At 60.8% G+C, this 15,844-nt stretch carries 15 protein-coding genes and 4 pseudogenes; 6 read left to right on the top strand and 13 right to left on the bottom strand.

All coding sequences use genetic code 11. The annotated features are described in order from the left end of the window. The 6 genes and pseudogenes from ACZY0R_RS43530 to ACZY0R_RS43505 all read right to left on the bottom strand — a co-directional run. Positions 1 to 468: pseudogene (locus tag ACZY0R_RS43530) on the bottom strand (IS66 family transposase); the annotation flags it as partial. A gap of 149 nt (positions 469 to 617) precedes the next feature. Continuing rightward, a complete protein-coding gene (tnpC, locus tag ACZY0R_RS43525; protein ID WP_488856669.1) occupies positions 618 to 2,228 on the bottom strand; it encodes an IS66 family transposase in 1,611 nt (536 codons plus the stop codon). 138 nt (positions 2,229 to 2,366) lie between these two features. Continuing rightward, on the bottom strand, positions 2,367 to 2,720 hold the full coding sequence (gene tnpB, locus ACZY0R_RS43520; RefSeq protein ID WP_488856668.1) for an IS66 family insertion sequence element accessory protein TnpB: 354 nt from the start codon (positions 2,718 to 2,720) through the stop codon (positions 2,367 to 2,369). Next, positions 2,720 to 3,580 (bottom strand): IS66-like element accessory protein TnpA, encoded by an 861-nt coding sequence (gene tnpA, locus ACZY0R_RS43515; RefSeq protein WP_488868035.1) that lies wholly within the window; start codon positions 3,578 to 3,580, stop codon positions 2,720 to 2,722. Before tnpA ends, tnpB begins: the two co-directional genes overlap by 1 nt. Positions 3,581 to 4,387: 807 nt before the next feature. Next, on the bottom strand, positions 4,388 to 4,702 hold the full coding sequence (locus ACZY0R_RS43510) for a PHA-granule associated protein 4 (protein WP_488868033.1): 315 nt from the start codon (positions 4,700 to 4,702) through the stop codon (positions 4,388 to 4,390). A gap of 368 nt (positions 4,703 to 5,070) precedes the next feature. After that, entirely contained in the window at positions 5,071 to 5,565 is a 495-nt protein-coding gene (locus ACZY0R_RS43505; protein ID WP_488868031.1) for a hypothetical protein, read from the bottom strand. A gap of 166 nt (positions 5,566 to 5,731) precedes the next feature. Between ACZY0R_RS43505 and ACZY0R_RS43500 the strand changes: the two genes are divergently transcribed. Further along, positions 5,732 to 6,007, top strand: a complete 276-nt coding sequence (locus tag ACZY0R_RS43500) for a hypothetical protein (RefSeq protein WP_488868029.1) — start codon at positions 5,732 to 5,734, stop codon at positions 6,005 to 6,007. Positions 6,008 to 6,088: 81 nt separating this feature from the next. Here ACZY0R_RS43500 and ACZY0R_RS43495 read toward each other — a convergent pair whose 3' ends face one another. Next, the gene (locus ACZY0R_RS43495) at positions 6,089 to 7,411 is read right to left on the bottom strand and encodes an IS4 family transposase (protein WP_488859529.1); all 1,323 of its coding nucleotides are present in this window, start codon (positions 7,409 to 7,411) and stop codon (positions 6,089 to 6,091) included. A 460-nt stretch (positions 7,412 to 7,871) separates the two neighbouring features. On the opposite strand from ACZY0R_RS43495, the gene ACZY0R_RS43490 reads away from it, so the two are divergent. Beyond that, positions 7,872 to 8,216, top strand: coding sequence for a hypothetical protein (locus tag ACZY0R_RS43490; protein WP_488868027.1), 345 nt, complete (start codon positions 7,872 to 7,874; stop codon positions 8,214 to 8,216). A 41-nt stretch (positions 8,217 to 8,257) separates the two neighbouring features. On the opposite strand, the pseudogene ACZY0R_RS43485 reads toward ACZY0R_RS43490, so the two are convergent. The 4 genes and pseudogenes from ACZY0R_RS43485 to ACZY0R_RS43470 form a co-directional block, all read right to left on the bottom strand. Further along, positions 8,258 to 8,474 (bottom strand): annotated as a pseudogene (locus tag ACZY0R_RS43485) (IS4 family transposase); the annotation flags it as partial. Positions 8,475 to 8,666: 192 nt separating this feature from the next. Beyond that, positions 8,667 to 9,773, bottom strand: a complete 1,107-nt coding sequence (locus ACZY0R_RS43480; RefSeq protein ID WP_488868053.1) for an ISAs1 family transposase — start codon at positions 9,771 to 9,773, stop codon at positions 8,667 to 8,669. A 258-nt stretch (positions 9,774 to 10,031) separates the two neighbouring features. After that, positions 10,032 to 11,042 carry an IS5 family transposase gene (locus ACZY0R_RS43475; protein ID WP_488857598.1) on the bottom strand — a complete coding sequence of 337 codons (1,011 nt, stop codon included), beginning with the start codon at positions 11,040 to 11,042 and terminating at the stop codon, positions 10,032 to 10,034. Between the two features lie 73 nt (positions 11,043 to 11,115). Next, a complete protein-coding gene (locus ACZY0R_RS43470) occupies positions 11,116 to 11,646 on the bottom strand; it encodes an oxygenase MpaB family protein (RefSeq protein WP_488868025.1) in 531 nt (176 codons plus the stop codon). Positions 11,647 to 11,816: 170 nt separating this feature from the next. Here ACZY0R_RS43470 and ACZY0R_RS43465 point away from each other — a divergent pair. Further along, a pseudogene (locus ACZY0R_RS43465) lies at positions 11,817 to 12,098 on the top strand (ISKra4-like element ISBte1 family transposase); the annotation flags it as partial. A 64-nt stretch (positions 12,099 to 12,162) separates the two neighbouring features. Continuing rightward, positions 12,163 to 12,389: pseudogene (locus ACZY0R_RS43460) on the top strand (IS21-like element helper ATPase IstB); the annotation flags it as partial. 619 nt (positions 12,390 to 13,008) lie between these two features. Here the strand turns inward: ACZY0R_RS43460 and ACZY0R_RS43455 are convergent. Further along, positions 13,009 to 13,719: a nitroreductase gene (locus ACZY0R_RS43455; RefSeq protein WP_488868023.1), complete on the bottom strand. Its 711-nt coding sequence runs from the start codon at positions 13,717 to 13,719 to the stop codon at positions 13,009 to 13,011. Positions 13,720 to 13,722: 3 nt separating this feature from the next. After that, entirely contained in the window at positions 13,723 to 14,271 is a 549-nt protein-coding gene (locus ACZY0R_RS43450; protein ID WP_488868021.1) for a 4-hydroxylaminobenzoate lyase, read from the bottom strand. Between the two features lie 112 nt (positions 14,272 to 14,383). Here ACZY0R_RS43450 and ACZY0R_RS43445 point away from each other — a divergent pair, with 112 nt between their 5' ends. Beyond that, positions 14,384 to 15,364, top strand: a complete 981-nt coding sequence (locus tag ACZY0R_RS43445; RefSeq protein ID WP_488868019.1) for a LysR family transcriptional regulator — start codon at positions 14,384 to 14,386, stop codon at positions 15,362 to 15,364. 182 nt (positions 15,365 to 15,546) lie between these two features. Beyond that, complete coding sequence (locus ACZY0R_RS43440) at positions 15,547 to 15,732, top strand: hypothetical protein (protein ID WP_488868017.1); 186 nt, start codon at positions 15,547 to 15,549, stop codon at positions 15,730 to 15,732. The last annotated feature ends 112 nt before the right edge of the window (positions 15,733 to 15,844 follow it).

Here is a 15,844-nt window from a genome sequence, read left to right as displayed (position 1 = left end):
GTGTTCCTGCCGCAGTCGGTAGGTGTAGCCGGCCCGTGTCTCGCCCTCTGGCAGTTCTCTGCGAGCAAGTGTCTCGACCTGATACAGCGCCTTGAAGTACTCGAGCGCCTGCTGTGCGCGACCGCCGGGCTTCTTCTGGCCCTTGTGCGCGTCGACGAACAGTCGTCTCGAATGTGCAAGACACCCGAAGTGCGTGACGGCTTTGAGCGTGCGCCAGGCGCTGTAGCCGTCGGTCATCAGCATGCCTTCGTAGCCGGCGAGAAACGCCTGCGGATATTGCTGACCACGCCCCGGCTGGTAGTCGAACAGCACCACAGGCTGTTCGCAGTCCTGTGCGCTTCTGTAGAGCCACATGTAACTCTTGCTCTGCGCGGTCTTGCCTTCTTCCTTGAGCACTTGCACCGTCGTCTCGTCGCCGTGGATCAGCGGCTGCGACAGCAGCGTCTGGCGCATCGCCTCGTACAACCGTAACCGCGCAATTCAGCACACTGTATTGAGAGTCGTTCTCGGCGAACAGGCGGGCTCGGCCCTATTGCGACGCTCGAGCAGGATCGGCAATGTCCGATGGAGGTACCAGGAATCGCGCGCCGGGGCAGTGCCGGCGCCCTGTCATGTCATCAACCGGGGTTCGTCATTGCGCTCTGCTGGCTGGCGTAGTTGAACGGCAGCAGGTCGCTGATGTCGGCGTCCGCCGCACGCTGCGGCAGCTCGGTGAGAACGTGAAGCAGATACGCATACGGCTCGACGTTGCAGGCGCGGCACGTGAGCATCAGGCTGTAGATCGTCGCGCTCGCCTTCGCACCGGCAACCGTGTCTGCAAAGAGCCATGCCTTTCGCGCGGTTGCAAAGGGTCTCACGTCGCGCTCTATCACGTTGTTATCGAGGGGTGCACGCCCATCGATAACATAGCGGCTGAGGTATTCCCACTGATTGCGCGTGTAGCTGATCGCCTTGCCCAGCAGACTTTCAGGCAGAACCTGCGGTGCCAGTTCGTCCAGCCATTTCCTGAGCGCCTCCAGTAGCGGTACGCTGTGTTCCTGCCGCAGTCGGTAGGTGTAGCCGGCCCGTGTCTCGCCCTCTGGCAGTTCTCTGCGAGCAAGTGTCTCGACCTGATACAGCGCCTTGAAGTACTCGAGCGCCTGCTGTGCGCGACCGCCGGGCTTCTTCTGGCCCTTGTGCGCGTCGACGAACAGTCGTCTCGAATGTGCAAGACACCCGAAGTGCGTGACGGCTTTGAGCGTGCGCCAGGCGCTGTAGCCGTCGGTCATCAGCATGCCTTCGTAGCCGGCGAGAAACGCCTGCGGATATTGCTGACCACGCCCCGGCTGGTAGTCGAACAGCACCACAGGCTGTTCGCAGTCCTGTGCGCTTCTGTAGAGCCACATGTAACTCTTGCTCTGCGCGGTCTTGCCTTCTTCCTTGAGCACTTGCACCGTCGTCTCGTCGCCGTGGATCAGCGGCTGCGACAGCAGCGTCTGGCGCATCGCCTCGTACAACCGGCTGTAGTGCAGTTCGGCAGGCCTGATGATCCAGTTCGCCAGCGTGCCGCGGCCCGCCGGAATGCCCGCACGGGCCAGCGCGTCTTCCATCCGGTATAGCGGCGTGCCATCCACGTACTTGCCGGTCGTCACCGTCGCGATCATCGCCGGACTCGCGTTGCTACCTGGCAGCGGTTGTACTGGCATCGGCGCGACCACGATCGGCGTGCGCTCCGCGTTGCGCTCGCAATGGCGGCACGCGTATTTGAACCGTACGTGCTGCAACACCGAGGCCTTTACCTCGATGTGCAACTGCTCGCTCGTCTCCTCGCCCATGCGATGCAGCGGGCTCTGGCAGCATGGACAGATTTTCTGTTCCTCGGGCAGGTCGTACTCGATGCGCTGGCGCGGCAACGACGCCGGCAGCGGCTTGCGTCCCCGCTTGCGGTGTGCAGACTCATCGACTTCCGGAAGTCCCGTATCGGGCAGCGTGAACGCGTCATCGGGATCGTCGCCAGCAGGTTCTGTCGCGGCGATCTGCTCGGCTTCGTCAAACACCCGATCCTTGAGCTTCTCGCTGCTCGGCGCGTAGCGTTTGAGCTGCGCGAGGCGGAACTGCTCTTCGAGCTGCTCGATACGCTGCGAGAGTTGCTGGGCTAGCGACTCGAGATCCAGATTCTTCTTCTCGAGTTCTCGGATATAGGCCTGGACGTCAGGCGGCAGATCAGGGATGAGGTCATGTGCAGGCATGCCATTCACGATAGTGCAATCGCATCGCCAACAGGTTTACGTCGAATCCATATCAATGGTATCGGCCAATCCCCTGGCGAGCAGCCGCCTCGCGAAGCCTATGGCCAGAGCCCGCACCCTGGCCTCCCTCACGCTGACTCAGCTCGCGTGCCGGTAGCGCCGCGAAGGGTGTCGGCGAACGGCTTCGATGTCGATACCTTCAAGCAGCCAGTGCAGTTGCTCGGTGGTGAGTTCCATCACCGCCTGCTGGCGGCGTGGCCAGGCGAAGTGGTCTGCTTCCAAACGCTTCATCAGGAGCCAGAATCCGGAGCGGTCATAGAGCAGAAGCTTGACCCGATTGCGGCCGCGGTTATGGAACGCGAAGACGGCCCGGGCGAACGGATCGAGTTGCATCGACTGCTCGACCAACGTCACCAGACTGTTCAGGCCGGCCCGGAAGTCGATAGGCTCGCGGTGCAGATAGACCCGCAGGTCAGCGTCGAGGCGGAACATCAGGTGTCCCCCAGCGCCGCGATCATCGCCTTCACGAGCGTCCCATCTTTCGGTGTGCATTCGAGCTCGATGGTTACGCCGTTTGGCAGCCGTGCCGACAGGCGTGCCAATTGTGGCGAAGATGAAGATTGCGGCACGGGAACAGATGTCGATTCCGGCGATGCCGGCCGTGACCGCTGGGCTTGAGGAGGTACGCCGCGAACCTCTACTACCGGAACGAAGGCCGATGGCGCGCCTTCGACGGCGCTATCCATGTCAATACCACCTTGTCTTTCTGCTTTGTACTGCTTGACCCAGCGCCACAATTGGTTCGTGTTCACCCGGGCTCGGATCGCCATGCTGGCAACCGATACGCCGGGTTCAAGGCAAGCCTCGATCAATCTTCGCTTGCCCTGCCTGTCGTAGCTGCGTTTCCCGTTGGCGCCGACATTGGTCACTCGCAGCGGCAGGAAGTCAAAATCGCTATCGTCCATGAATTGTGCCCACGAAAAAAATCGTGGGCACAATCCTGCGCCTTTCGGGGCGTCAACGCTACGTGCGGAGAAAATCGCGCTTACGAATGATCGCTTTTCGCGAATGGTCTCCGATCGCGCATTGGACATATCAAACTTCTTTCCGTCGGGCGGAATGCGGGATTTCGGGATCATGCCGAAGGTAGCGATCAGTCCTTGGTGGGTGCCATCCTGATTTGCCTGGATAATCGGAGCGGCGTAGTCCGGCCACGTTTCCGGCGGGTAGTCGGTGCAGGGTGGTTCGACGCCATGGACAATCGTGCAGCAGCCGGCGCTGAATAGGGGCGTAGTTGTTGGCACACGGACTAGCACGACGACGATGAGCGCGACGACGAGCGCAGTGGCCATCGCGAATACAGGATGGTCCGCCAATATCCCTCAGATTAGGAGACTAGGTTAAGCAATTCTCGGTACAAGCTGGGAAGCTGGTCTACATCGTGTTTTGCACTCCCTATAAGGCAGTTTGCATCACGATACCTTCAGCCGTATTGCCTAGCGGGAAATTCCGTCAATGGGAGCAAGGCACGAGGCACTTCTGATGTGGTGATTGGCGCGAACCCGAGGCGCGCGAAGTAGGCAGAAGCGGACGTTGTTTGCAATTACAATCGACTCGACACCGCGTTGCCGGACATCAGCGATGATGGTGGAAATCAGAAGCTCTCCAAGGCCAGCAGACCGCGCACGCTGAGGCAACGGCTAACCCTCGCAGGAGACCGACTGAGCCATATTGCTCGATACCGGCACATCCAAGAAGGCCCGCGTTGTCCCGGGCCACAATGTACCGTTCGATATGTGCGCGCACGCCCTCGATGGGTAGTGCACAAGCACGCATGAGCGCCTCCACCTCGGGGAAATCATTTTCAGTTGCGTAGCGGGGGCGCATGAGGCACTCCTTCATTGCCAAGCTCGTCCCCGTATCCTACGTTTGTCCTCGCGCTTTAGCGCGTAGGGATTGTTCGTAGGTAGATTCGATTATCCATCGCAGGAAGATGAATAGGCGTGCCGAGAGTGCCGCATTATTGTTGCTGAGGTGGTGATTTGCAGTGCGTGCGAGCTTTAAAACCCCATTGATGCCGGACCAAGGTCTTCCGAAGCCTGATGGGCGCCTGAAGGCTACGCAGTTTCGCGGGTTGTCGGCCCGGCGGGGCTCTCTAATTACTCCCAGGTGAGCGTAGAGTCCTTCAGCAGGTGGCCCGCCAGAATGTAGTCTCCATGCTCAATGGCACGCGCTTCCAGTTCGCACAGGCAGACCTCCGGCAGCGCGGTCAAATCGAACATGCAATATAGGTGCCGCTGCCTGAATGTGAGTTTCGGTGCTCGTAATCCACGTACCAGGGCTTCCGGAGAGCGCACAGCGACATGCTCAATGGTTCGGAACTGCACGACGACGCCATATTGCTGCCCGAGCCTTCCAAGCTCGAACGCATCTTCCCAGGCGGTCTCGTAGTCGAGGTCTACCGTGCCCTTCATCCGAGAATTGATGCGTTCAACCGCATTGGTCCGATTGTTGTGCGACGTAGACGGTCATGGGCGTACCTCGTCGGTGGAATCGCGGTGCCAGAAAATATATCGATAACTGTAGGTCCTGCGCAACCGGAAGCTGCGCGCGCTTGAGCCCAACCAGCAATCGGCCCTCATGCAAAGTCAGCTCGACTTCCTGCCTCCAGACTGGGGCGTGACTCGTGTCGACAATGCGCGGACAGCCGGAATGCCCATTTCCCGCTGGGCAGTTTGTCGCCGTAGCTGGCCTTGGATTTACCCTCTCGGCAGTAGAACGGGAAGGGCTGGCCGTCAGGAGTCTTGCGTCGAGAGATCATGCGAGAAGAGGCGTGCTCACCTCATTTTTTAATCCGCCGGACCCGGCGGGGCAAATTGGTGATCTGTTGTACCGCAGCGAGCACAAACTGGCTTTGATTTGTCTTGACTCGGGTCAACTTCACGCCTGATGTTGGTGTTAGGCTCATCTCATTTGCTTGGAGATTCGCATGCACGAAAGAGAACAGTCGTACAAGGGGTTCAAGGTTCGGCTTGTCATGCCCGATGGCGTCAATGCTGGCGAACACTTTGGCCGGGTGCAGATTTCGGGTCCGGATCAGAGTGTCGGAGTTCGATTTACGCCGGACTGGATTCAGCCACCCAAGACGGCCGAGGAAGCGGAAGCATGGCTTTTCGCATATGCAGCCGGTGTCATTGACTGTGAGTTGGCGGGCGGCCTTGGGATGGATCTCAGAAATGAGTAGAGCCTCATGAATCGCTTTACCGAATATCGCGGGTTCGCGAGCAGCGTTGACTTGGTCAGCGCCGCTGAGGACATGTTCGATGTCTTGTTCCAAATCGAAGGTCCGTGAAGCCGTCTGGCGTGGCGGCATTTGGCAAGCGAATCAAGGTCCATGGTGGGCATTCTCCCGTCGCTGGGCGCATCTCGTCGCGGAGGTCGCGGGCAGGGCCGCGGTGAACGTCATCTTTGGGGTTCCAGAGTAAGAGTTGCCGGGAGATATCATGGGTCAGAAGGTCTTCGAAGAACTACCGCTGCACGAGCAAAAGGACTTCGAGTCGGCATGCAAGAAGCATGGCCGGAACCGCGAAGAATTCACGGTCGCCTTTGATGAGGGCGGCCCTCACAAGGAAGGCGTAAGCCACAGTACTCGTCGGGTGGCCGTGGCTGCAAATCTTACTGGTGCCCGCCAGGCCTACACGGCCGGGAGCGGCACGTCCTGGACAGTCGAATTCGAGCGAGACCTCGCGCGAGGTCTCTTCTGGGAAACCTACGATTAGATTCACGCTGCCTCCTTCGGCGCTTGGGATGCGACAAGACAACGAGCTTTGCTGCCCTTACTACCACCCCTTTCAAGGTGATCAAACGACACGTCCAGCCTTGATGACACGGGCCGTAGAAACATGCCGTCGTGCCACGCAGCCGGCAACATAGCCTTTCTTCTTGGGCGTTTTCGGTCCCCGCGCATGTTTGCGCATCGCGCGGGGATCAACGTGCGTCGCGATTTTGAGCAGCGTGCGGGCGAGTTGGGCCGGGGTGAGGACGTCATAGACATGCCACACCTCGGCCGGCACCGCGATCATCATGCCGGCATACGTCGCCCGGATTTCGCTGGCGAGGTAATACGGCGAAAGCTCGATGTCGCTGCTATCCAGTTCATGGCGGATTCTCACCGCCGTCGCAATCACGCTCAGCACGTTATACGCGAGCGCCGCCACGCCGAAGGCCAGCAGCGCCGCACGCGGCTGACTCAACGACCGGATCTCGCTATTGAGCACGGACTCGAGTCGCTGAAACAGATTCTCGATGCTCCAGCGTTGCCGGTAGCGCCTGGCCACGGCCTCGGCTGTCAGGTGGGTGGCGGGGACATTGGTCAGCAGGCGGATGACGGTGTCACCGTCCTCGGTAGCGCCATCCAGATGCAACTCGATGCGCCGCAACACCAGAGGGGCGTCCGATTCATCCGGGATGCTCACCGCCTGCTCGTACACGAGCCCGGTCTCCACCCGGCCCATTTCGCGTACCGGCTCCAGCTCGCTCGGGCCCGGATTACGGCCGTGTTCCCGCACGATGAAGGCGCTGCCGCGCCGCTGCCAGCCGGCAAGGATCGCCCGGGTGCTGAAGTTGCGATCGGCGATCCACAACTCGCCTGGCTGGGCCGATTCGAGCAGGGTTCCCATGATGGCTCGCTCCTGGGCATGCGCATCTTCACAGGGCACCAGATCAACGATCATCGCCGTATCCGGGTCATAGACCACCAATGATTGCCCCGGCAAGGCCGCGCCCCGAAACTCACGCAATGGCTTGAGGCGCTTTTCGCTCGCCGGCAAATGGCTGCCATCCACGATGCGCAGGCGATAACCGTCCACGGAGTGCGGCTGCTTGCGCAACATCGGTTGCACGACCGGCCCCAGCCGCCGCGCGCTGCCTTGCACCAGGGCACGAACCAGTCCCGGCTCGGTCCGGCTGATCTTGTCATACAGCGCGGTAATGGATACCGGCAGCACCGGACTGGCCTTGGCCGCTGCATGCACCGACGGGCGCAGCCCCACGGCCACCAGCGACATGATTTCCACCGTGGTCGAGAACAGTAACTCCCGCGTGTACTGCGTTTCACGCTCTTGCTCGAACAACTCGTCGATCCAGGCTGGATCCAGCGCGCGTTGCAACCCCAGGCGCGCCATCACGCTGATCGGGCTGTGTTCGATAAAGCGTTCCACCACTGCGTCCAGTACCACGCCACTGACTCCGTTTTCGGTTCGAAAACACGGAGCCTGCCCTATTTCTCGTCACCTTGAAAGGGGTGGCCCTTACTACTTGGCGTTCCACACGCTATGGGCAGCAGCACGTGTCGCACATTCAGCCTTTCCCTAGCGGATATAGCGATCCGATCCTCAACACCTCAGTCATGCAGCGCTCCCTATGTGCACCGCTGAAGACGATTTTCCCTGCATTCTCGGCGCGATTCCTCTTGTGGGATTTCAGTATTTATTGGTGCGCCAGAACACCTCTATGGGGGATCGAGATCCCCATAGAGGGTTATTGCAGAGGCTGCCAGTCCGTCGGAGACTGCTCGTCACTTCCCCATCGGGGGCGGACATGGAAGCCACAAGAGAGCAGAGAGACGCCGCCAGGAAAAACGCCATGCGCGCCGAGATGCTTCGCGCGCAGGCGAGGCGGTTCATGAAGTTCGTAGGCGAATATCTTGCTCATGAGGGATGGGTGCAGCGTTGCCGGGCGACGAGAGAGAGTTTCGAGCTCAATACTAGCTTCGGTCGCGTCTATGCGCAGTTCAGTTTTGCGAAATGGGATGGGATCTTCGTTGCGCGATACCAGTTTTCGCGTATCGCGGTTTTGAACGGGGAATTCTCGCCCCGCCGCATCTCGGCGCTCGAGATAGCCGCCTTGCGTCACGGCAAATGCATCGGGGCAGCATCGCCAAGCCGGCACCGACCAACGAACCGAATAGATCATGCAACCCTGGCCTGACGAAATCGGCCTCCCCATCTTTTGCACACTCTCCTTCACGACCGCTGTGCGCTGCCTTGCACCAAGGCGCGAACCAGCCCAGGCTCTGTCCGGCTGATCTTGTCATATAGCGCGGTGATCGATACCGGCAACCAGCGACATGATCTCCACGGTTGTCGAGAACTACAACTCGCGCGTGTACTGAGTTTCGCGCGCCTCTTCGAACAAATCGTCGATCCAAGCTGGCGCCAACGCCGGTTGCAACGCCAGGCGCGCCATCACTGTGATCGGGCTGTGCTTAAAAAAGCGTTCCACCACTGCGTCCAGTGCCACGTCATTGCCTCTGATTCCGATTTGATGAAGCCGGAGGGTACCCTAATTTTCATCACCTTGAAAGGGGTGGGTGTTAAACCCCAATGGATTGTCGATCCTGGTCGAGTAGGCCCGGGGGCTCAATCCAGGGCAATCGCATTAGGGCACCCGCCGCATGCCGAGCACGTCGCGGCGGAAGTCGTCGTCCCAGGCGGCTTGCTTGAGCTTGGCGCGGACCGACAGCTTGGGGGTGGCATCGAGCTTGAGCAGGTTAAGCACGAAGCGGCGCAGGATCGCCAGATTCATGGCGGCGTTGTCCTTGCGCACTTGGCACGCATCCTCGCCCAGCGTCACGTCCAGCGACCAATGCAATTGGGATTCGATCGTCCAATGGCTTCGGATGGCTTGGCCCAGCCGCTCTGGGCCGCCGGCCGACGAACTCAGGTAGTAGCGCAGTTCGGTGCTGGTCTTCGCGCCGACGCACCGCTGCGATTCCACCAGGATCACCTGGCGCAAGTCCTGCCAGTCCGCCCGCTGCGGCAGCCAGTCCAGCGCGCTCACGCACCATACCCGGCGCGTCTCAATGCGCCCGTGGTCTCTCTCGACCGTCTCATGATAGCCATACGGCACTGCATGCCAGTTCTCGGCGCGTGCGACGCGAAAGAAATACTCAACCTCCTCAAGCAACGCCCCTTGGTTGGCCTTCAGCCCGAGCAGATAGTCCCCGCCCTGAGCTCTGAGCTGCCGAGCGATCGCTTGCTGGCAGCCCATCGCATCGATCGAGACAATCGCCCCGTGTACGTCCAGCACCTTGAGCAATTCCGGCAGCGCAGTGATCTCGTTCGATTTCCTGTCCACCGCCACCGCGCCCAGTGTCAGCCCGTAGGCGCTGGCATAGGCCGAGACCAGATGCAGCGCGCGATTCTCCCCGTCCTGACTGCCGCGCAGTGTCTTGCCGTCCAGTGCTACGACCGTCTGATCCAGCTTGCCCACCACTTGACCGACCCAGGCCCGAAAGCACTGCTCGAACATGCTGGGATCCAGCAATCGTAATACCCGTCCAAAGGTATCGTGCGACGGCACGCCATGCGGCAGCACGATGAACTCACGTAGCCACGCCAGCTTCGCTCGTCCCCACTGGGCAATCTCGGTCACGCCTTCGGCGCCCGAGAGCAGCGCGCAAATTGCCACCACCAGCATCTCCGTCAGGTCGTATTGCGTGCGGTTGCCACGGCGGGGATCCGGCACATCCTTCAGGCAAGTCACGAGGGCCAAGCGCGTCTCCATCTTGATTCGTCCAAAAATCAAGAGTAAACGCCCTTCACCCTCGGGTTTACAACCACTAACCTGCTAAGCCCCGTCAGTTAACGACCTTCTAAGGAATTGCTGATCAATAACAGTCGCGCTGGAGGTCGGCGGCTGTTTGGCGTCTGATTTTCACCATGCGGAAGACGGGAGGGGTCTGAGGCCGTTTTCGAGCCGCATGCCCCCCATCTCGCGCCCTTTCGGGCCCGATTTGCGTAATCAAGACGGATTGCCCCCCTGAAACGCCAGTAACGACTTTTTGGCGATCACCAGATTTGCCAGGCCAAACAGGCTGAACATCTGTGCCTTGTTCTTGGCCAAGCCCTTGTAGCGGGTCTTCTTGTGGCCAAACAAGTTCTTCACCACGTGAAAGGGATGTTCCACCCGCGCCCGAATCTGGGCCTTCTTGCGTTCCACTGCCTTCGTCAGGTCCTTCCACCGACCTGCCGGCATCTTTTCAATCTTGCTGCGCTTTGCCGCTACGTTCCAGTTTATGTCAGCGCGGATCGTCCCTTGCCCTTGGGCTTGTTTGATCTCATCCCTGCGCTCCACACCCGTGTAACCCGCATCAAGATGCACTTGGCTTTCCTCGCCATGCAGCAGGTGATGGGTGTGAGCGATATCGCTTTCGTTCGCCGCCGTCGTGTGCAAGCTGTGCACCAGTCCTGAGTCCGCGTCGGCACCGATGTGCGCCTTCATTCCAAAATGCCACTCGTTTCCCTTCTTCGTCTGGTGCATCTCCGGATCACGCGACTTGTCTTTATTCTTGGTCGAGCTCGGTGCCGCGAGCAGCGTCGCATCCACCATCGTGCCTTCTCGCATCAGCAGCCCGCGTTCACTGAGCACCGCCTTGACCTCGTCGAACATCGCGGCAGTCAACGCGTGCTTCTCGAGCAGCCGGCGAAACTTGAGCAGCGTGGTCGCATCCGGCGCCGACTCTTGCGACAGATCCACCCCCACGAATTGACGCAACGCCTGGCTGTCGTAGAGCGCGTCCTCCACGGCCTCATCACTAAGACTGAACCACTGTTGCAGACAGTACATCCGCAACATCCTCTCCACGCCAATCGGCTGCCGCCCAACACGGCCGCTCGTCGGATACAGCGGCTCGATCAACGCCGTCCACCGTGCCCACGGCACGATCCGATCCATCTCTCCGAGAAACTTCTCGCGCCGTGTCACGCGCTTCTTCTTCGCGAACTCAACATCTGCAAAGCTCGTTTGTTTCATGCTCGTCTTTGTTTCCCATGCCTCACCCTTCAACGCGCCACACTTTCCGTCGGATGACTTGTGGCTGAATTGATCAGCATTTCCCTAGCGCCAGCTTCGGATTCACATAACGCAGGTAGGCATCCAGAAAGCTCGACACCTCGGCCACATGCACCCACCTCAGCAGGGCGGGATCGGTGGCGGAGTAAGGGCGGCCGTCGGAACTGACACCGGAAATCCGCTGGTGAATGCGGTTTACATGGCCGATTAGTCCGTTCGCATCGCGGCTGCCACCGTATGTGGTGCCGGCTACGAACTGCGCCGTGCGCGCAAGGCGGCCGCGCATGTCCTGTCGGTAGATGGAGTGCTCAAGCACGCCCGCCAGGGCAAGCGGATGCAGCGCCTGGAGAATCAGCGCGCGGATGCCGCCGACCAGCATCGCCGGAAAATCGTCGTGCACCTTCCAGGAGATGGAGGTGGGGCCGAACAGGCCGGGGTCGCCATGGGGCGTCGAGAGATCGATCGGATGGCCCGTGGACGTGCGCGTCACCGACCAGACCTTTCGCTCAATATGGCGCCGCAGCGCCTCGACTGGCGAACAATGCCCCGAAAGAATCGCGCTCATAGCCCCATGCCTTGCCAGAAAGCCCGGATTCTATGGGCGCTGCATGCAGATTTGCCGGGGCCGCGCGACAAAACGATCGTCACGCAAAAGAAATACTCGCCTGACGCAAAGGATTGCCTGGCTCCCTGCCTAAACTGGTCGCCACAAACTCCCATACTGCCCCAACTGGGGATCAGGATGCCTGCCACAGCTCTGCCTACGTGCACAACCTGGAGCATCGGCCGGCCGATCGGATGTTGAATTTCCTCCTGCGAGAACGTGTGCAGCCGGATCAACCGGTTACCTTTCTCTCGGACGGCGGGGATACCGTACGGTCTGCCCAGTTCGGCTTTGGTGATCGCGGTGAGTGCATCCTCGATTGGTTTCACATCGCCATGCGGGTACAGAACCTCGAACAGATGATCAAGGGCCGGCCAGCACACAGCGATGGCCCGAGCAATGCGACATTGATCAGGTGTTAGTCGAGATGCCATCCGCCGCAATTTATGACACGTTGCTCGACGAGGAGGTGCTCGCATGAACGCCCCTGCTTACGATGCTGGCCGTATGGCACTGATGCTAAACGAATTGCGCCTGCCAACGCGATCGGCCGGTTGTGGCCGGACTTCGCCGAGCGCTCGTCACGCCTGGATCCGACCAAGACGCTCGCCACCTTCGGCTTTGGCGTTGTCCCCATGGTCTCGAAGGCGCATGTGATGGCGCTGGCCACCGGCGATTCGTGGCTCGACAAAGGTGCCACGATTCGCACACGCGTCTTTCGTGCGGTCCGGCACCCGGCCGCGGCAATTCCGCTCTACGTACCGCGCACCTACCGGTTCGGCCAGCCAGCGGTGTTGGCCGGGCGGATGGGCGCTACCTGATCTACTGGATGTAGGCCGCCCAAGATCTGACCACCGCCTTGTGGGAATCCGGCTTTTGCACCAACGACATGACGCAACCGGGTACCTTCTATGTTCCGCGCGACGTCGCGCGGGACGGGCGGATCGCCATGTTTACTCTGCAGGCCGATGTCCGAATCCTCGACCTAGACGGCACGGTCCTTTTCAAGTTGGGAATCTACGACCAGATCCGCGGCGTACATGCCTGGTGCCAGTGGTTCGGCCTACGGATGTTCGAAGTCCTGGCGGACTTTACCTTTGCCGCTGGGCTGATCGGCTTCCGGTATCCGTCCCAGCGCCGAAGAGCTGCTGGCGTCGCTGGGCGGCTTTTCCCTGATCGCTGTCGCCTGGGGCCGCCGCCGGAATGCGTACTGGACGGCCCGAAGCGCCAGGAGGTTGTAGCTGCATTCGCACAGCTGCCTGCAATCCAAGTACCTTCATCGTCTGCCGCTTCGGTGCTGATTGCATGGGATCGGCGGGAGGGTCAGGTCGGAAACCCGAAGAGTCGCGCGAAGTCTTGCACGCGCTCCCGTGGCATCCTTGTTTGATTCACCTTGGCTTCCGGGTCTCCGTATCCCATAGACATACCGAAGGCGGTCACTTCCTCCGGTGACATGTGCAGATGCGACGCGATCAGGTCATGGAACGGCGCAAAGGACACTTGCGGGCATGTGTCGATGCCACGCGCTTTCGCGGCAATCATCAGGTTCTGCGCGAAAAGGCCGATGTCGATCCAGCTGTGCGGCTTCAATCTGCGATCGATGCTGAAGATGAGACCCACCGGCGCGCCAAAGAATGAGAAGTTCTGCTCGGTCTGGCGCGTGCGCGCCGGGGTGTCGTTGCGATCGATCCCGAGCGAAGAGTAGTAGCGCGCGCCGAAGTCAGTCAGTCTCGCGCGGAACACGTCCGGCAACGGCTCAGGGAAGTGGGCGGGTGCGGGTGCGGCCCCGGCGCGGGAGGCAGCGACTAGGACGTTGGCCAATTCATCCTTGACCGCGCCGCTGACCACATACACCCGCCAGGGCTGGATGTTGGCCCCGCTCGGGGCGGTCGCTGCCTCCTCCAGGATCTCTTCTATGAGTTCGCGACGAAGCGGTTCAGGCCTGAAGGCGCGAACCGCGCGGCGGGACTTTACGACGGTGGCGACGCATCGCGCGACGGCCTCCTGGGACCATTCAATTGCTGTCTGCACCATGGACTACTCCTGCGGCACGTTGTGGTAGGAAATCCGACCGGCGGGCAGGAAGAACAGCGCGATAACGGTGCCACCCTTCACTTCCGGATAGTGGTGACTCCCCGGCGCCGGGGCGGTCCAGCCTTTGGAACACCAGCCATTAGGCCCATTCAGGGCGGCGCCGGCATCTATCGGAACGACCATATTGAACTCGCCATAGGGATGACCGTGGTATTGCCCGCGGAGTCGATGGCCAGGGTGGCCTTGCTTGTTGCCGGTGCTATCCATGTACACAGCTGTGATGCTGAAGTGAAGCGTGCGCTTGGAGGGCTCCGCGATGCGGCTGCGGCGGTAAGTTGGGCCCTCGATCTCAACGTTAGCTGCCCAGCCATCCTCCACGCCCTTCCTTACCGAGCGAGACAGGGTCTGGTAGAGCTCGCTGTCAGGCCCATACTTCTCGTTCAACCAGCGCTCGACCGCGGTGCTAGTGGTCAGGTCCTTCACTTCTTCAAGGAAGGGAATACAGCGCTCGATCAGCGCTTCTCGATCGTGGATGCGTGTTTCTGCCGTCATGGTGTCGTCTCCTGTCAAATGGCTGGACTCATGATGCGCGAACCATGACTTGAATGGAATTGATGTCTTTGCAATTGCATAATGCATGCTATTCAATTGATGGAGCGACATCATGAGCATCGGCCGCACGGACCTGAACCTCTTGAGGGTGTTCGAGGCCGTCTACGAGGAACGCAATCTGATACTGGCGGGCAAGCGCCTCAATCTCACGCAATCGGCGGTTAGCCATGCGCTCCGCAGGCTGCGCGAGCTTGTCGGCGACGAGCTTTTCATGCGCATGGGGAAGGGCATGGTGCCGACCGGCCGTGCAACGGCGATGGCGCCGACCCTGCTTGACTCGCTGCGCCGCATCGAGAACGCCCTCGGCGTGGAGCCGTTTTGTCCCGACAAATCTCGACGGCGATTCGTTATCGCGGCGAACGATCACGTCACTGAAGTGATCGTTGCACCTTTGTCCCGCGAACTACAAAAGGCCGCCCCGGGCGTGGACCTCGTCATCCGGCCGTCCACGCGGCTGGACTTGGCCGAGCAGATCGACCTGGGACGCATCGACCTTGCCATTGGCATCTTTTCCCAGGTTCCACCCCGCCTGAACTCACGAACGCTGATGTCCCAAGGAGAATCCATCTTGATGCGCAAGGGACATCCCGCTGCCCGCCGGAAGCTCACGCTTCTCGACCTGACGAAGTATCCGCTTGTCACCCTATCCGTCGGCGGGCAGGAGGAAGGCGCGGTAGGGGGGTTCATCGTTGAGCGGGGCCTCGCGCGCCAGTCGGAGATGTTCGACCGGCGTGCGTTGGAGGAAGCGCTCCTTGAATCGAAGGAGGTGCCGCGGCTGAGAGTCACCGTCCCGCACGCGCTCGCCATTCCAGCGCTGCTTCGTGATACGCACATGCTGTCCATTGTGCCCGCGTCCCTGGCCATGGCTCTTACAAAGAGCGGAGACCTAGTTCGCCGACATCCGCCGTACCAAGCTGGAACTGAAACCATGCGTGCGGTCTGGCATGGCCGCGACGAGCACGACGTGGGTCACGCGTGGCTGCGCGAGATGATCGCGAAAGCAGCCCGAACCGTTGAAGAGGCGCTCGCGTAGATTGGCCTGCGCGCCCGAGGATCGCGGGGCGGCTCCCGGCTGATCCGGGCCCCGGCGCCGCGCGACAGTGATTGCCTTGCGTGCCATGTCGGACCTCATGGGTGCGCTCGTGCTCATCACTTTTGCGAAGACTTCCGTTCCCTGCGGTCCCACCAATCTGAATCGGCTGCCCATCCCAGCTCTTGCCACTCTGGGGGGGGCTGCAGGCTTGCCAGGGTGCGACCATGGGCCGCTCCGGCCGGCACGAGCAGGTGGAATCCCTGCAGCACGCCGCGGCCGAGGCGATCAAGACGATCTGGCCAGCCGCCAGCAAAGGCACCACCGACGAGCTGGCCACGTTGCGCGCCGAAGCCCGCCACGCATCGTGAGCATGGCCGGGTCGAAGCAAGCACATGAATCGTGCGAAGGGTGACCTAAGCGCAAAGCGGTAGTTCAATGCGCGACGCAGGCCGATGCAGACCGAACTAGCGGCGGCGCAGC

Source organism: Cupriavidus sp. F041 (assembly GCF_057814235.1).
This window is presented reverse-complemented; position numbering and strand designations above follow the sequence as displayed.

Excerpts from the sequence above, each read along its gene's own strand:
- tnpC (WP_488856669.1), bottom strand. The coding sequence starts at position 2,228 with ATGCCTGCACATGACCTCATCCCTGATCTGCCGCCTGACGTCCAGGCC.
- tnpB (WP_488856668.1), bottom strand. The coding sequence starts at position 2,720 with ATGTTCCGCCTCGACGCTGACCTGCGGGTCTATCTGCACCGCGAGCCT.
- tnpA (WP_488868035.1), bottom strand. The coding sequence starts at position 3,580 with ATGGCCACTGCGCTCGTCGTCGCGCTCATCGTCGTCGTGCTAGTCCGT.
- ACZY0R_RS43510 (WP_488868033.1), bottom strand. The coding sequence starts at position 4,702 with ATGAAGGGCACGGTAGACCTCGACTACGAGACCGCCTGGGAAGATGCG.
- ACZY0R_RS43500 (WP_488868029.1), top strand. The coding sequence starts at position 5,732 with ATGGGTCAGAAGGTCTTCGAAGAACTACCGCTGCACGAGCAAAAGGAC.
- ACZY0R_RS43495 (WP_488859529.1), bottom strand. The coding sequence starts at position 7,411 with ATGGCGCGCCTGGGGTTGCAACGCGCGCTGGATCCAGCCTGGATCGAC.
- ACZY0R_RS43490 (WP_488868027.1), top strand. The coding sequence starts at position 7,872 with ATGCGCGCCGAGATGCTTCGCGCGCAGGCGAGGCGGTTCATGAAGTTC.
- ACZY0R_RS43475 (WP_488857598.1), bottom strand. The coding sequence starts at position 11,042 with ATGAAACAAACGAGCTTTGCAGATGTTGAGTTCGCGAAGAAGAAGCGC.
- ACZY0R_RS43470 (WP_488868025.1), bottom strand. The coding sequence starts at position 11,646 with ATGAGCGCGATTCTTTCGGGGCATTGTTCGCCAGTCGAGGCGCTGCGG.
- ACZY0R_RS43455 (WP_488868023.1), bottom strand. The coding sequence starts at position 13,719 with ATGGTGCAGACAGCAATTGAATGGTCCCAGGAGGCCGTCGCGCGATGC.
- ACZY0R_RS43450 (WP_488868021.1), bottom strand. The coding sequence starts at position 14,271 with ATGACGGCAGAAACACGCATCCACGATCGAGAAGCGCTGATCGAGCGC.
- ACZY0R_RS43445 (WP_488868019.1), top strand. The coding sequence starts at position 14,384 with ATGAGCATCGGCCGCACGGACCTGAACCTCTTGAGGGTGTTCGAGGCC.